The 15,317-nt window shown below is 63.7% G+C and carries 14 protein-coding genes and 2 pseudogenes; 8 read left to right on the forward strand and 8 right to left on the reverse strand.

Going from position 1 to position 15,317, the window contains the following annotated elements:
- The first annotated feature begins 22 nt into the window (after window positions 1-22).
- Together C2R22_RS13570 and C2R22_RS13580 are read left to right on the forward strand one after the other, a co-directional pair.
- Window positions 23-544: a DUF7342 family protein gene (locus C2R22_RS13570; protein ID WP_103426228.1), complete on the forward strand. Its 522-nt coding sequence runs from the start codon at window positions 23-25 to the stop codon at window positions 542-544.
- A 566-nt stretch (window positions 545-1,110) separates the two neighbouring features.
- Window positions 1,111-1,641: a DUF7342 family protein gene (locus C2R22_RS13580; protein WP_103426229.1), complete on the forward strand. Its 531-nt coding sequence runs from the start codon at window positions 1,111-1,113 to the stop codon at window positions 1,639-1,641.
- A gap of 464 nt (window positions 1,642-2,105) precedes the next feature.
- Here the strand turns inward: C2R22_RS13580 and C2R22_RS13590 are convergent, their stop codons facing one another.
- Window positions 2,106-3,179: an AAA family ATPase gene (locus tag C2R22_RS13590; RefSeq protein WP_103426231.1), complete on the reverse strand. Its 1,074-nt coding sequence runs from the start codon at window positions 3,177-3,179 to the stop codon at window positions 2,106-2,108.
- Between the two features lie 126 nt (window positions 3,180-3,305).
- On the opposite strand from C2R22_RS13590, the gene C2R22_RS13595 reads away from it, so the two are divergent.
- Window positions 3,306-4,361 carry an NAD-dependent epimerase/dehydratase family protein gene (locus C2R22_RS13595; RefSeq protein WP_103426232.1) on the forward strand — a complete coding sequence of 352 codons (1,056 nt, stop codon included), beginning with the start codon at window positions 3,306-3,308 and terminating at the stop codon, window positions 4,359-4,361.
- Window positions 4,362-4,406: 45 nt separating this feature from the next.
- Here the strand turns inward: C2R22_RS13595 and C2R22_RS13600 are convergent, their stop codons facing one another.
- From C2R22_RS13600 to C2R22_RS27500, 4 genes and pseudogenes are all read right to left on the reverse strand, one after another.
- Window positions 4,407-5,651 carry a glycosyltransferase family 2 protein gene (locus C2R22_RS13600; protein ID WP_103426233.1) on the reverse strand — a complete coding sequence of 415 codons (1,245 nt, stop codon included), beginning with the start codon at window positions 5,649-5,651 and terminating at the stop codon, window positions 4,407-4,409.
- A 226-nt stretch (window positions 5,652-5,877) separates the two neighbouring features.
- On the reverse strand, window positions 5,878-6,432 hold the full coding sequence (locus C2R22_RS13605; protein ID WP_162562490.1) for an FtsX-like permease family protein: 555 nt from the start codon (window positions 6,430-6,432) through the stop codon (window positions 5,878-5,880).
- A complete protein-coding gene (locus C2R22_RS25100) occupies window positions 6,429-7,670 on the reverse strand; it encodes a carboxypeptidase-like regulatory domain-containing protein (protein WP_162562491.1) in 1,242 nt (413 codons plus the stop codon). Before C2R22_RS25100 ends, C2R22_RS13605 begins: the two co-directional genes overlap by 4 nt.
- Window positions 7,671-7,974: 304 nt before the next feature.
- Window positions 7,975-8,430, reverse strand: a pseudogene (locus C2R22_RS27500) (FtsX-like permease family protein); the annotation flags it as partial.
- Here C2R22_RS27500 and C2R22_RS25105 point away from each other — a divergent pair.
- Window positions 8,324-8,569 (forward strand): hypothetical protein, encoded by a 246-nt coding sequence (locus C2R22_RS25105; RefSeq protein ID WP_162562492.1) that lies wholly within the window; start codon window positions 8,324-8,326, stop codon window positions 8,567-8,569. The pseudogene C2R22_RS27500 and the gene C2R22_RS25105 sit on opposite strands and share 107 nt — an antisense overlap.
- 567 nt (window positions 8,570-9,136) lie before the next feature.
- Here the strand turns inward: C2R22_RS25105 and C2R22_RS13615 are convergent.
- Together C2R22_RS13615 and C2R22_RS25110 are read right to left on the reverse strand one after the other, a co-directional pair.
- Window positions 9,137-9,820 carry an ABC transporter ATP-binding protein gene (locus C2R22_RS13615; RefSeq protein ID WP_103426235.1) on the reverse strand — a complete coding sequence of 228 codons (684 nt, stop codon included), beginning with the start codon at window positions 9,818-9,820 and terminating at the stop codon, window positions 9,137-9,139.
- 133 nt (window positions 9,821-9,953) lie between these two features.
- A complete protein-coding gene (locus tag C2R22_RS25110) occupies window positions 9,954-10,139 on the reverse strand; it encodes a hypothetical protein (RefSeq protein WP_162562493.1) in 186 nt (61 codons plus the stop codon).
- Between the two features lie 569 nt (window positions 10,140-10,708).
- Between C2R22_RS25110 and C2R22_RS13620 the strand changes: the two genes are divergently transcribed.
- The gene (locus tag C2R22_RS13620; protein ID WP_245902769.1) at window positions 10,709-11,476 is read left to right on the forward strand and encodes an MFS transporter; all 768 of its coding nucleotides are present in this window, start codon (window positions 10,709-10,711) and stop codon (window positions 11,474-11,476) included.
- On the opposite strand, the pseudogene C2R22_RS26400 reads toward C2R22_RS13620, so the two are convergent.
- A pseudogene (locus C2R22_RS26400) lies at window positions 11,477-11,644 on the reverse strand (RNA-guided endonuclease TnpB family protein); the annotation flags it as partial.
- Window positions 11,645-11,867: 223 nt separating this feature from the next.
- On the opposite strand from C2R22_RS26400, the gene C2R22_RS13630 reads away from it, so the two are divergent.
- The 3 genes from C2R22_RS13630 to C2R22_RS13640 all read left to right on the forward strand — a co-directional run bounded on the left by C2R22_RS13630 (window position 11,868) and on the right by C2R22_RS13640 (window position 15,216).
- A complete protein-coding gene (locus C2R22_RS13630) occupies window positions 11,868-12,647 on the forward strand; it encodes a hypothetical protein (RefSeq protein ID WP_103426236.1) in 780 nt (259 codons plus the stop codon).
- Window positions 12,644-13,075, forward strand: coding sequence for a DUF5518 domain-containing protein (locus C2R22_RS13635; protein ID WP_103426237.1), 432 nt, complete (start codon window positions 12,644-12,646; stop codon window positions 13,073-13,075). Before C2R22_RS13630 ends, C2R22_RS13635 begins: the two co-directional genes overlap by 4 nt.
- A gap of 131 nt (window positions 13,076-13,206) precedes the next feature.
- A complete protein-coding gene (locus C2R22_RS13640; RefSeq protein ID WP_103426238.1) occupies window positions 13,207-15,216 on the forward strand; it encodes a bacterio-opsin activator domain-containing protein in 2,010 nt (669 codons plus the stop codon).
- Window positions 15,217-15,317 lie beyond the last annotated feature (101 nt).

The following is a 15,317-nucleotide window of genomic DNA, read 5'->3' on the forward strand; positions in this document are numbered from 1 at the left end:
GGTTCTGGTCGTGGGTAGACGCATGTCCGAAACCACTCCTGGAATCGAGGCGTGGAAGGAACACACGAGTGCATTTGATCGAGTTCAATCGATTGCCAGTACCGTCTCGCAACCTCGTCCGGCGTCGTATATCGCAGACGAGGCACACGTTGCGGAGAACACTGCACGCAAACATCTCAAGCGACTCGTCGACCTGAACGTCCTCTTGAAGAGCGAACGGAAGGGAACGACGCTCTACTCGCCCGACCCGCTACATACACGAATGCAGACGCTCCGGGACTTGCTAGATCAATACGACCGCGACGAACTCATCGAGCTGAAGGCTGAACTACAATCTCGGATCGAAGCGTGGCGTGATGAGTACGGCGTTGACTCACCTACCGACCTCCGTGGCCGTGCTGCAGACACGGAAACTGCTGCACAAACACGCGACCTCCGATCGACCGCAAGTGATTGGGAACTCGTGCGATACCGTCTGTCTATTGTCGAGGACGCCATTGAGAACTACACGACCTACAATCAAGATTTCCGAGCATCTGCGTAGGGATGGGTGGGAACGGCGGGTCATACGACTCGGCGGAAGCGTCTCACCGAGTGCTTCGCGGCATCCAGCAAGAACTCGAACGCCATCCGGTAGTCACCGAGGTAGGAGGATTTCCGGCAGGCGAGTTCACCCGGGTTGTCGCACACGTGGCGACAGAGCGGTGGGGTGTCGACCGTGACAATGCCACAGTTACGCGATGGGAGGACTGATTTCGGGTGGCATCACGAGCCTAATCCACACATCGATGGATGGGGCCATTTTCAGGAGCGGAACACCGCTGGAGCGGGATATTCATACGAGGCCTATACGTTCCCCTCCAACAATCCAACGCAACTTGTTTGGGAGATTATGCTTCTTCTTGCCTCCAGACTTGAATCCGAATGAGAGATCCGTGCGTTCGACGGTCTGTTCGGGTTCGTCACAGGTTCGACGACGGCTTTGCCCTCTTCTTCGTAGATCTGTGCACCTATCCCGGGAAATAGACAGAGACGCTCTCGAATTTCTCTCGGGAATCAGAATTACGATCATCCGGTACATATATTGAGCACTCACTCGGATATACACACATGACCACCTCGAACGACGAACACGGTCCACCACCAGCAGATTTCTCGGAGGACTTCGGTGAGCAGCTCAGGGACGCACCTGCCGACGAACGCGTGTACCGCGTCGCTCTCGAACTCACCACACCAACACGTGTCGCAGCGGTGGCCGACCGCGCGGACTGTTCGAAGAACGCGGCTCGGCGACATCTTCGACGACTTGCGGACATCGGGGTATTGAATCAGGTGATGGCGAACCCGGAAGCGTTCGAACGGAACGAGTCGTACTTCGAGTGGCGCCGGCTCGACCGACTCTCCCGACTCGACGAGGACGAGTACCGCGATCGCCTCGGGGAACTCCTCTCTGCGGACGAGACGTACAAGGAAAAGTACGGAGTCGAGAAGCCGAGCGACATTGACGCGCTGGAGTACAGTGAGTTCGGCGACCCTGAGCAGGTCTGGCTCGACCTGAACAACTGGACCGCGATTCGGCGTGAGGTTCGTGAGCTACGGCGTTCACGCCAGGACGAGCCGCTCGACGAGGGAGTGGTGTAGGTGTGGATGGGCAGCACGGCCGAACACCGAATCGAGCACAGCTCCGCGAACTCGCATCACTTCTCGCAGCAGAGTCGTGGATCGAGGGCGTCGACGTCTTCCCGTCGACCCGACCCGATTCGATCGTCCTCTCGCTAGAGCAGTCGTACTATCCGCGTCGGCACATTTCTGCGGCATACATCGAAATCCAGTCGTACACGAATGGGGACTTCCACATTTCGTACGTCGAGAACCACCACGGAAAGGAGTGGCTTTGTCGATGGGACAGACACGAAAGCACGGAGTACACGCGGGACCATTTTCACCCGCCACCCGACGCCCGACACGAGGATGGTGAGAATAGAGAGTATCCGGCGGCGTTGTGGACGGTGGTCTCTCGGGTGATTGCGCCATGGATGTACGAACGAATGGGAGCAGTCTGGGACGAATTCGATACTTGAGTGGACCGCAAATACCGCAAACGCTCAGCGACCGTCCGACTCCGGACCGTCTTCGCCAGTGTACTCGAATCCGTCATCTACTGGTTGCTCACGGGATTCCGGATCGCCACCGTCACTCACTGCAGCCTCCTCGAACGTCTCGTCGGCACCGATGTTGGCACCGGGGACCTCCACGTTATCGACGAGTTCGTCGACGACGTCACGAGCACTCTGCCCCCCGAACTCCGCGTCGGCGTCCAGCACCAGTCGGTGTGCGAGGACCTGCTGTGCGAGTGACCTGACGTCGCTCGGGATGACGTACTCGCGCCCGCGGATAGCAGCTTTCGCTTTCCCCGCCCTGAGGAACGCGAGTGTGGCACGCGGCGACGCGCCGTGTTCGATCATCGGATGCTCGCGTGAGGCCTCGACGATATCGAGGACGTACTCGCGAATCTTGTCGTCGACGTACACCTGGTTGACGGCCTCCTTCGCGTGACGGATGGCCTCTGCGGACATGACCGGATGGACGTTCTCGGGTGCGAGATCCGGTTCGGCGTTGAACCGGTCGAAGAGTTCCCGCTCGTCGTCCCTGTCCGGAAGGTCAACCTGCAGCTTGAATTGGAAGCGGTCACGCTGTGCGATCGGAAGTCGATACGTCCCCTCCGTTTCGATCGGGTTCTGGGTCGCGATGAGGATGAACGGCTCCGGCAGTGGCTTCGTCGTCGACGCGACCGTGACGATGCGTTCTTGCATCGCTTCGAGCAGCGCCGACTGGGTCTTCGGCGTTGCCCGGTTGATCTCGTCCGCGAGGACGACGTTCGCGAAGACCGGTCCCTCGCGAAACTCGAACTCGCCGGTCTGCTCGCGGTAGACGTCCGTCCCGGTGACGTCGCTCGGAAGGAGGTCGGGCATCAGCTGGATCCGGCTGTATTCGAGGTCGGTCAGGCTCGCGAACAGGCGTGCGATGGTGGTCTTCGCGACACCGGGCGGCCCCTCGAGGAGGACGTGGCCCTCGGTGAGTGTCGCGATGAGGACGTGTTCGACGATGTCCTCGTTCCCGATGAGAACCGTCCCCGCCTCGTCTCGGAGGGCCGCGAAGATCTCCGCGGGAGTTTTCATTAGCCATAACGAGCGACTGAACCGTTAAATTACTTTGTTTGTTTTGTTGTGCCACTGTCACCACGCTCTCACGCAGGAGGTGACAGTCCCTTTAACCGAGACGGAGGTACGTTCAAGTGCCGCCCGATGGAGCGTGCAGACGTGCCGCTGCATCTCGTTACGGGCGGAGCCGGCTTCGTCGGGAGCCACACCGCCGAGTATCTTCTCGACCAGGGTGAGGACGTCCGCCTCTTCGACCGCGCATCGCCGGATATTCCCGGGACAGATATCGGCGAACGTGCCGAGTACGTCAGAGGCGACGTCCGCGACAAGGGCGCCGTCCGTCGAGCACTCGACGACGTCGACTACGTCCATCACAACGTGGCGTTGGTCCCACTCACGAAGGCGGGCAGGGAGTTCTGGGAGGTGAACGTCGGCGGGACGGAGAACGTGTTGCGTCTCGCTCACGAAGAGGGCGTCGAGGGAGTCACGCACGTCTCCTCAAGCGCAGTGTACGACCTCTCGACGATGCCCGTGACCGAGGAGACGCCCGTGAACCCCATCGGGCAGTATGGGATGTCCAAGCTCGCAGCCGACCACGTCGCGCTCAAACACGCGGCGAAGGGCCTCCCGGTCAACATCATCCGGCCGCGGACGGTCGTGGACGAGCGCCGTGCAGGCATCTATCAGATCCTCTTCGACTGGATGGACCGCGACGCGCGGGTCTACATGCTCGGCGACGGGTCGAACCTCTTCCAGCTCGTGAGCGCACGTGACATCGCGGACGCCTCGAAACGCGCCGCGGAGTCCGAACACACGGGCGAGATCTACAACATCGGCAACGCCGACTACACGACCTTGGGCGAGGACCTCGAACACGTCATCGACTACGCCGACTCCGAGTCGACGATCCAGTGGATTCCCGCGAAACCGGCGAGCCTCCTCTTACAGGCGCTGGACGCGCTCAAGATCTCGCCGCTCGCCGCGTGGCACTACAAAACCGTGCATCGCCCGTACTACTTCGACATCTCGAAGGCGCAGGACGAACTGGGGTGGGAGCCGGTCGACAGCAACTTCGACGTGTTCGAGCGGGCGTACGACTGGTACGCCCAGAACGACATCGAAGCGACGAGCGATAGCGGGAGCGCTCATCGGACAGCCCCCAAACAACAGATTCTTCGACTGCTACGGAACGTCTCCTGAGTCCTTCGACGAAAACTGGTCTGGAAACCCAGCTCGAATCGACACTTACGCCTTCTCGACGAGCGTGCTCAATAAGAACGAGGTGAACACGAGCTGGACGCCGAGGACGACTGCAGTGAACGCCGCGACGTTCACCTCAGCCACGGGAACGGCGACGAACCCGGTTGTCGTCCACTGCCAGAGGACGTACGCGGAGTAGACAGCCCCAACCGCGAACACGAGTAAACCTGCGGTCGCCCCGTGTTCGAGGTTGATCCGCTCGACGAGAAGCGTCGTGAGCGGGTCCGTCGCCTCCCGAATCGGCTCACCCGCGACGGTAGCGAACGCACCGAACGACGCGACCTGTGCGCCGACGATGGTGAACAGGCCACCCGCAATCATCGAGTTCACGCCGAGGGTCATCCCACCGATGCTCAGACCCGAAAGCGCGACCAGCATCACCAACAGTCCGGCGAGCGCGAGACTGATCCCCGGCCCCGAGAAGAGATAACCGGGCGCGTTCACGAGCATGAACTTCACGTGCCGCCAGCCGTCGGGGAAGCTCTCCAGGTTGGCCTCCCCCTCACGCGGGTGGTACGTAATCGGAATCTCTTTGATCTCCAGGTCCTCCGCACCGGCGCGCATAATCATCTCCGAGGCGAACTCCATCCCGGTCGTCTCGGGGTTCATGACCTCATACGCCTCTCGAGTGAACACCCGCATCCCCGAGTGGGCATCCGACACGCCAGCGCCGTAGAAGGCGTTGAGGAACTTCGTCAGGAGCGGGTTGCCGACGTACTGGTGGAGCGGCGGCATCGACCCGGGTTTGATCTCACCGTCGAGTCGAGAGCCCATCGCCATATCGGCCTGTCCCGACTCGACGAGTTCGTACAGCTTGGGAAGCTCCTCGAAGTCGTATGTCGTGTCGGCGTCGCCCATCGCGATGATGTCGCCTCTCACCCGTTCGAACGCGTAGAGGTAGGCGTAGCCGTACCCCTTCTTGTCGGGGGTGACGACGATAGCACCCATCTCCCGGGCGATTTCGGGCGTTCTGTCCGTGGAGTCGTCCGAGACGACGATCTCACCGTGAATCTGGAGTTCCTCGAGCGCGTTCTTGATGCGCTCGATGCACTCAGCGATGCCCTCCTCCTCGTTGAGCGTCGGCATCACCACCGAGAGCGTCGGCACCTGGTCGCTGTCGGCTCCGAGAAGCAGTTCGTCTCCAGAGCGCTTCTTCTGTTCTACCTTGCTCGTGCCGTTCGTCCGGGCATCGGGAGGAACCGTCGTGGTGGCGGCGTTTTGTTTTACCATAGGTTCATATTTGATGTTGAGATACGAGTGCCCCTGTTATGTCGTGGTAACCGAGAGCGTTGACAAAATGCTTGCTATTTCTGCTGTCTATATTATATAAATACATGAGATGTTTCAATAGGTGGTTAAGCCGTATCCCGCTATATTAATTATATTATAAAATGGAGTAGCTCTGTCGTGTTCGGTCGGCAACCGGAGTCGAGATTACGCGCTCGACACACCGTCATCACTCCCGCAGCCGCAACAGCCGCGTCGGCGGCGCGCGCAGGAACCCTAATGCTCCAGCCACGACGCTCGTCATCGACAACAGCAACCCGCCAACAATCACCATCGCGACGAGCCACGGAACCGCGGGAATCGACAGCCGAATCCCGAACACCACTAGCAAGCCCGAGAACTCCAGGACGCGCAGCGCCACATACGCAATCAACACGCCCACGAGCGTCGAAGGGAGTGCGATCACCACGGCGTCGCGGACCAGCATCCACAACACTTGCCTGTCGGTCGCGCCCGTCGCCCGGTGAATCCCAATGGTCCGCCCCCGTGCGTGAACGGCCTGTGCGAAGGCCGCGGTCGTTCCGCCAATAGTGGCGAAGCCCGCGAGGAGCACGATCGCGCCGAACAGCACCTGCACATTGCCAAAAACGTTCTCGATGGCCTGGCCAACCGGCGTCCCCGGCGAGTAGCTCGCGCCGCTCGTCACAACCGACAGGACCCGACTGTCACCCTGGACTCGGTACGTCGTCGACGCGAGCGTCACCGTCCCTTCATTCTCGCTCACTGAATCCACACGGATTTCGTACTCGCCCGGGGGAACCGCTCGTCCAGTCCGGCCTCTGTCGTCGGGACGTCCACGCGCGCCACCTCACCCGCGGCCAATTCAACCGTGCGGGTCGTCCGACCCTCCGGCGAGACGAGCACGAGCGTCCGGTTGAGACGCCGGTCCCAGGGGTTCCCGACCTGGATGTCGACCGTGGGCTTCGTGAGCGCGTTGCCGACCTTCGGCGTCACGCTGAGGCGCACCGAGAGCTGTCGAGTCGCGCCCTCTTCGATGCGAATCTCGCGCGTCGTCCCCGCGAAGCCCTGACGCTCCGCGGTGATGGTGTACGTTCCCGGTTCGCTCGGAAGCGAGACGATTGCGACCCCCTGGCCGTCGGTCGTGTACGACTCAGAGCCGACGGTCACCTCGACTCCCGACAAGAACGAGCCGTTCGGCGCTTCGACGGGGACGATCATCGTCGCACCCGGGGGTGCGCGCCTCGGCAACTCCGAGGGAATCGAGAGCGCGCTCGGGTCGAACACCTGGACTCGAGTGGTGTACCCCTCGACGCCGAGCGTCGTCGTCCCGGCCGATGAAAGCGTCACCGGGATCCGTAGTTCGCGTTCCTCTTCGGGACCGAGCGTGACCGACTGCCGAGCGAGCGTCTCGTTGTTCGCCCCTTCGAGGACGACCGTCGAACGCGCCTGTGTCTCGTCGAGGTTGCGCAGGGAGACGTTGACCGTGAACGACTCGCCGAGAGGAACCCTCGACGGGGCGTCGACACCTGTGACGACGACACCGCTTCCCTCTGCGGGCTCGACGAGCGCGCGCTGTGCTTCTGAGAGGTCCTCGGTCCGGATGATGTGGGCGTCGCCCGACCCGGTCGCGAGCCCCTGTGCCGCCTCCAGCGGGATCACCAGCATGTCGTTGAGCGTGCTGTCCCCCTGTGCGTCGAACACGCCGACGACCGTCACGCGCCGAACGCCGGGCGTGACGCTCCCACCCAGGACGATGGTGTCGCCCACCTCGACGTCGAGCGTCGACGCCAACTGCCGGCCGATGACTCCCTCGTCGAGCGATTGTGGCGCTCTCCCCCTGACGAGCCTCGTGTCCGAAACCGACGCGAACGCGTCGTAGTCGGCCCCCCGGACCATGTACGGCTGGCCGTCGCGGACGGCGGCGTAGATGACTTCCGCGCTCGCGTTGATGCCCTGCGAGCGGAGCAGCTCGGCCGTGCCGGCGTCGACGCGACTGTTCAAGGGGTGGGCCGCACCAGATTCGACGATGGTCCCGCTTTGAGTGCCGGCGAGGGGAACGAACGCCCCCCAGAGCGACCCGACCAGGAGAACGACGAAGACGAAGACGGTCAGCGTGGCCGTCGTCGGAATCGCCGCTCGCGGATCCAGAAGCGTCGGGCTGAGCCCTCCCCGAATCCGAGCGAGCAGTCCAGCGGGGCGACCACCGTCCGTGCGCTCCGAGCTGGTCCCCGTGTCGAGGACAAGAGCCCTCCCGCGGACGATTCGACCTCCGGGTGCGGAGACGGAGTTGCGCGGGCGGGGTCCGCACGGTCGGCCACGCCGCGAGCGCGCCCGCGACGAGCCCCGAGAGGATCAACACGCCGGAGAGGGTGAGCAACAGCCGAGCCACTGCGGGCGTCACGGTCCCCGTGAGGTTCACCGGCAATCCCGCAACGACCGCCAAATTCGTCACGGCGTTCGTGAACACCACTCCGAGCGCGTAGCCGAGCGCGACACCCGTGACAACGAGTCCGCCGGCCCGCGCACAGAGGACGGCGAACAGTCTTCGGGGCGACCCGCCCGTCGAGCGGACCACCCGGATGTCATCGTGTCTATCCCTGATGGACATCCGGGTGACGCTGTAGACCACGACGAGGACGAGTACCCCACCGCCGATGGTCGCAACCGAGAGGACCGTCAGCAACTCACGGACGCCCGCGAGCAGGAACGGCAACGCCGCGAGCAGTGGCGTCCCCGGTGGGGCGGGGCGGCCGGTCGGCACCGCACCAGCGATGCCACCGTCGCTGTCGAAGACGAGGACGCTCGACACCCCGAGTTCCTCCACGTCCGACGCGGGGGCGGCGTACCACCACGGCGGGAGGATGGTGCGGGGGTCCTCGCCCGCTGCCGCCTCGGCGTAGGGCCGAACCGACAGTTGCACACTGGCTTGCTGCCCGACGAAGTTCACCGTCCGCGTCTCGCTCACGGGACCGGCCGCGCCCCTCTCGACGTTCGGGAAGCGCGCCTGTCGCCAGTCGACGGAGGCCCCCGAGAGGATGTCCGGTGCATCGGGTGGGATACCCGCGACCGTGACATCCTCGCCGTCGGCGGTCGCTGTCGCGAGCGGGACGACCACGTCTCCCTCCCCAGCGGCACTCTGTGCCGCGGCGAGCGAGTCGTACTCGGCGACGGTCGCGGTCCCCGAGAGGTCGTCTTCGAGCGTTTCGGTGTACGCGCCCGCACTCGCCAAGAGGAGCGCCGTCCCGAGGAGGAAGGCCGTCGTGATGGCGACGACCAGAACAGTAAGCCACTCGCGTCGCGACCAGCCCCGGAGGAAGACGCGAGCGTAACTCATCGCTGTCTGTCGAGGTGTCGCGTGCTGGCGTGGGCAGCGTGAACTGGTCGTCGGTGGGTAGGTGAGGCGACCGGGGAGGGCGACGGGTGGGGGGCAACAAGCAAAGACGGGGACATTGCGTTCCTCACCCGTGCTATGGTCCTTGCTCTGCGGCGCGGCGTTCTTCGAACAGTTTGCCGTCGCGGAGGGTGAGCGTCTGTGGGAACCGGCCCGTGAGCTGACGGTCGTGGCTGATGACGACGAGCGCCGTCCCGGCCTGTGCCTTCGTCTCGAACAGGAGGTCGAGGACGGCTTCGGCGGTGTCGGGGTCGAGTTGTCCCGTGGGCTCGTCGGCGAGCACGACGGCGGGACGGTTCGCCAGCGCCCGCGCGATGGCCACGCGCTGTTTCTCCCCGCCCGAGAGCGTCGGTGGGTACTGTTCGGTCAGGTCCGAGATGCCGAGCGCCTCGAACAGTCGGTTCAGCCACGCGTCGTCGCGCTCGCCCGCGTGCTCCTGTGGGAGCGCCGCGTTCTCTCGCACCGTGAGGTCGGGGATGAGCTGGAAGTCCTGGAAGACGAAGCCGATGAGGTCTCTTCGCAACACGGCGCGCTGTCTCTCCGAGAGGGAACTCGCATCGCGCCCGTCGATGACGAGCGACCCGCTCGTGGGGACGTCCAAGAGTCCGAGTATGTTGAACAGCGTCGTCTTCCCCGCACCGCTCGGTCCCTGGATAAGCAGCGTCGCGTCGGCGGGGACCGCGATGGAGACGCCGTCGAGGATCCGCTCGCCGGCGCGCTCGACGACGAGGTCGGTACCCTGGAGGACCGGGTTAGCCATTGATGGGAGTGAATATCTCCCCACGGTACGTAATCCTGTCGCGCGTCGAGACGGGTTCTGTCACGGCCGTCTCGTTCTTGCTCGCGCTCACGAAGGCTCCGACTGATCAGAGTGGGTGGAGAGGCTCAGGTCGTCAGTACCGGATCGTCACTGGATCCGACGGTCGGAGGTCGATCGTCTCTCCCTGTCGACCGTCGTCGGACACGAGGATCAGCCGTTGGCTCTCTGCCGTCTCGATGTGGACGAGGCCTTCCATAGCTCGGAGGGCATCGGAGGCAGGACGCTCGCTGGGTGCGCGAATCGAAGAGGTCGAATCCATGCCTCGACCGGACAGCTAATCCGGAAGGCCACTCTCCAGGCCAACGACAACCGCTGAGCCGATACCGTTCTCCGCCAGGAGCTTGGCGACCGCGCTCGCTGTCGTTTCCTCGGTGATTTCGACCACACAAGAACGAGTTGAAATCGATGCCGGACCTGGAACCGTCAGTCGCGACCGATGGAATTCATTTTCGGCTCCGGCTAACGGTGGTGTGGGTGTGACCGAACTGGCTGACGGCCGTCGTTCTGGCGGGAGTCAGGCGTGGCGGAGCCTAACGCTCGCGGCCGGATGGGTCATGCTCCTGTTCGTCGGTGCCTATCTCATCGCGCCAGCCAGCATCCTCCCGCTGGTGATGGAAGACCTCGATATCACCGAGACCACGGCCGCCGCACTCGTCTCGATGCCACAGGTCGCGGCAACGGTGATCGGCATCCCGGTCGGTGTGTATCTCGACCGTGTCGAGACCCGCGCGGTGGTGCCGGTCGCAGCGGCCGTTCTCTTAGGCGGGAGTGTCGGCGACTGGCTCGCTGCCAGTCGGGGGGGACGTCTCGCTGCTGGTCGCCTCGCGGTTGCTCGCTGGCGTCGGGATGTTCGTGCTGTGGGTGGTCAGTATCAACATCGTCTCGAGTACCGTTGCACCGAACCGGCGCGCGACGGCGACGTCGGTGCTCATCTCCGGCTATCCGGCGGGGTACGCACTCGGGCAACTCGGTGCGCCCCGCATTGCCGGCGTCGTTGGGTGGCCGGGGGTGTTTCCCGTCTTCGGCGGGGCGGTGCTGCTGACGTCGGTCACGTTCTCCCTCGCGGTCGGCCGCGTCTCACGGTTCGAGACGGCCTCCGAGGTGCCCACTCGCTCCGACTTCAAACGGGTGTTCGGGAACCGGAATGTCTGGACGGTGGTGGCCATCACCATGCTCGGTTACTCGCTGTACATGGTGTTCAACTCGCTGATGCCGACGTACATCACGCGTCGGTTCGGCGTGTCGTTGGCGGAGAGCGGCTCGTTCGTCGCGCTGTTTCCGGCCGTCGGAATCCTCGCCCGACCCGTAGGTGGGTGGCTGTCGGATCGGGTACTGGGCCAGCGGCGACGGCCCGTCTTCGCCACCTCGTTCGCCGGTGCAGTGGGAGCGGCTGTCGCCATCTTCTACAGCACCACCGTCGCCGTGTTGGTCGCGATGCTCGTTCTCGCGGGGTGTTCATCCAGCTCCAGATCGGACTGCTGTACCAGTCCATCCAGGAGTTCGTCGACACCAGTGTCGCCGGGACGGCAGTCTCGCTCGCGAGCGTGGCCGGGTGGCTGGGGTCGTTCGTCGCGCCCGTCGTGGCCGGGAGAGTAAAGTTTCCCGTTGGAGTTCGGCTTTGCTCGTAGTCTTGTACTCGCCTTTCCACGCGTGGTCTACGACGTAGTTGGCGGCCCACAGGAACTCGGAGATGGTTTCTTCGAGGAGGTTAGCATCGCTGTCGGCCACGTTGAGCTTGACCGGAACGGTGCGACGTACCTCCATCCGTGTTTCAGACGTAGCTCTTGTCTTTATATTTATAATGATTCGAAGGGGAGTCAGTCGGCCATTGAATGTGGTTGGTGTAGTCCCCATGACGGTTTCCTCCCCGACCTACTCACTCACTTCGTTCGCTCCTTGAGGTCGGGGGCTCCACCATACATTACGCTGAAATTTCGTTTTAACATTCAGCCATATTTACATTCACGAGGGGAGGAGCATCTTACACATGGCCCTCCAACTCGGCCGGATGTTCAGCGACGGTATCAGACGGGTACTCACCCGAACCGGCGGTATCCTGTTCGCCGGACTGCTCGTCATTCAATTGCTCGTCCAAGTATCGATCAACACGGCGGTCGTCGGCTTCGTCCCTCCCGAAGCGGCCGGTGAACTCGGAGAGACGATCGGACTCACCCTCCCGGTTTCGGGGACTGTCGCCACCGCGCTGTTCCTCGCAACGCTCGTCCTCAGCTCCGTCTACTTCGTGGGGCTGTCCAGGGCGCTCGCCCGACCACTGCCCGAACTCTCCACGTTCCCTGCGGACCTGTTCACGCGCCGACTCGGACGCGCGACGCTCTCGATGCTCGTCGGCGGAGCTATCGTCACGGTTTCGGTCACGGTCGGCCTGATGCTGTTCTTCCTCCCCGGCATATTCCTCGCCGTCTGCTTCCTGTTCTTCATCTTCGCGGTCAGCGTCGAAGACAGGGGGTTCGTCGACGCACTCAAGCGAAGCTGGGGACTGTCACGGGGGAACCGGCTGAAACTCACCGTCGTCGTGATCCTCTCGGGCGTCATCGGTGCTGTGACCGGAGCCGTCGGGTCGGTGCTCGACCTGGCTGGCTCGCCGGTCGTCGGCGACCTCGTCACCAACACGATCAGTAGCGTCCTGTTCGTCTTGCTCTACGGAATTATGGCGGCCGCGTACCTGCAGCTTCGAGACGACGACGAGGACGGCTTCGACGGGTCGGTGACGTCCCAGCCACTGGGCAACACCGTCGCCGACCAGTGAACACGTCCGACGGCGTCCTCCCCGACTTCGTCCCCCGGACGTGGAGGTACGCCCTCATCGGTGGAATCGTCTCGATGCCGCTCACCGTTGGCCTCTACTGGTACGCCGGGACGGAGAGTCACTTCTCACTCAACATGGTGACGGTCGGCGGATTCGTCGCCGGCTACCTCGCAAAGCGAGACGCCGCAGCGGCGAAGTCTGCAGGAACCCGTGCCGGTCTCGTCGGTGCGTTGCCGGGACTCGGCTGGTTTCTCCGGGGTATCGTCGAACGCGGAGATGCGTTGTCGTCACAGGTCGCCGTCGTATCCGTCGTCTTCGTCGGTGTCGCCGTCGTCTGCATCGGAGCGGTGGCTGGCTATCTCGGCGGCGCAGTCGGCGGGTGGGCAGTCGAGAAGCTCCGACAGCGGTCGTCCGCGAGCGGAGCGTGACCGGTTTCGGGACGAGCCGCGTCGTCGCACGGGTGACGAGACGTTCGATGAGGTAGTGTACAACCGCAACCGGTACCGCTCCGTCGACCGTCCGTGCCAATCTTGATTTGTTGGTGTATTCATGTTAACATATGACCGATGCGTCGTGCACCGTCGATGGGGCGACGATTGCGGCTGCATCGATCGACGGCGTGGGGGTCGTCAGCGATAACCAGTACGAGTTTGTGAACGAGCGACTCGTGACGATACACGGGTGCGAGACGGCCGACGACCTCGTCGGGCGCGTCTGGGAGGACCTGTATCGGCCGACGAGTGAGACGGTGACGTCACAGGACGTGCTGAATCGAGCACGGAACAGCGGTGAGTGGTGTGGGTCGGCTGTCGGCACACGGTGTGATGGCACGGACGTTCCAGTCGACCTCTCGCTGCATACGAGCGATGGCCGTGTCGTCTGCGTCGTTCGGGACAGTTCCTCTGGCGAGACTCCCGGGCGACAACGGCCGAATCGAGTGGACGAGCGCGCCGAGGACTGGGCCGGACAGCAGGGACGCGAGCGCTACGAGACCATCATCGAGACGGTCCAGGACGGCATCTACGCGCTCGACGAGGACCGACGATTCGCGTTCGTCAACGAGGCACTCTGTGAGATGCTCGGCCGTTCGGAGGAGGAGTTGCTGGGGACGGACGTGATGGAGCTGTTCAACGCCGAGGCCGAGAAGCGCCTCGCGAACGAGGTTCGCAAGCGCGTCGTCGCGGGCGACACTGGCACGGGGACGATCGAGGGAACCTACGAGCCCGCTGACGGCACGCCGATCCACACCGAGGCGCGGTTCAGACTCCACCCCTCACCGGATGAGGGGTTCGCGGGCTCTGTCGGCGTCGTCCGTGACATCACCGCACGCAAGGAACGCGAGCAGCGACTGGAACGACAACGGGACGAACTGGAGACGCTGAACCGGATCAACCAACTCCTCTTCGACATCGTTCGCGAACTGGTCGGGACACGGTCACTGGAGGTGATCAGACAGACCGTCTGTAACCGGCTGGCGACGTCGTCGCTGTACCTGTTCGCCTGGATCGGCGAGCCTGACGCGAGCGGTGACCGAATCGTCCCGCAGGTCTGTGCGGGCGTCGACGACGACTACGTCGAGAGCATCGTCGTCAGGACTGACGGGGCAGACACCGGTGGTGGGCCCGGTGGACGAGCGTTCAACACCGGTGAGGTGCAGGTCAGTCAGGACGTCCGCTCGGACCCGTCGTTCGAGCCGTGGCGGGACGCCGCACTGGAGCGCGGGGTTCGGTCCGCGGCTGCCATCCCGCTCGTCTCCGGCGAAACCGTCTACGGGATCCTCGCGGTGTACGCGGATCGCCCGCTCGGGTTCACAGAACGCGAACAGCAGACCCTCCAGATACTCGGCGAGACCATCGGCTTCGCGATCAACGCGGTTCGAACCCACCGACTCCTGTTCGCCGGGCAGGTCATCGAACTCGAGTTTCACGCCCGTACCCCGGTGGGGGTACTCATGGACACGTCCGACGAACTCTTCGGCTCCCTCTCGCTCACTGGGTACGTCGACGCGGGCGAACGGCTGTGGCTGTGTTACGTCTCGGTCCCCACCGACGACGCGGAGCGGTTTCGAGACGCGGCGATGGAGCGCTCGACCGTGCAGACGAGTCGCCTCGTGGGGACGAACGGCGACAGACGCATCGTCGCGGTGACGACGCGGTCACCGCTCTTCGATACCATCGCTCGACTCGGCGGGCGGATCACGTCGATGACCGCCGAAGACAGTCAGGGGCAGTTCGTCGTCGAGGTTCCGCGGGCGGTCGGGAGCAGCGAGTTCGTCGAGCGGGTCCGGTCGGACTTCCCCCAACTGCATCTCGCCGCGAAACGCTGTCGAGAACGACCGATCGAGCGGACCGCGTGGCTCTCGAAGGACTTCCCGGTCGACCTCACCGACTGTCAGCGACAGGCACTCGAGACCGCACACCGGGCAGGGTATTTCGAGTGGCCCCGCGAGAGCACCGCAGACGAGGTGGCGGAACTGCTCGACATCTCCAGACCAACGCTCCACGCCCACCTCCGGAAGGCACAGGCCGAGTTGCTGTCGGTCTACTTCGGCGAGGACCAACCGCTCTGACTGCTGAACACGCGTTCGTCCCGATACGTACGCGGTCGATCGTCGGCCGTGTCTCGACGCTACACTCGTAGCGTCTGTTTCTTTCCGGATGTAGCCGGGTC

Source organism: Salinigranum rubrum, from assembly GCF_002906575.1.
GTDB lineage: Archaea > Halobacteriota > Halobacteria > Halobacteriales > Haloferacaceae > Salinigranum > Salinigranum rubrum.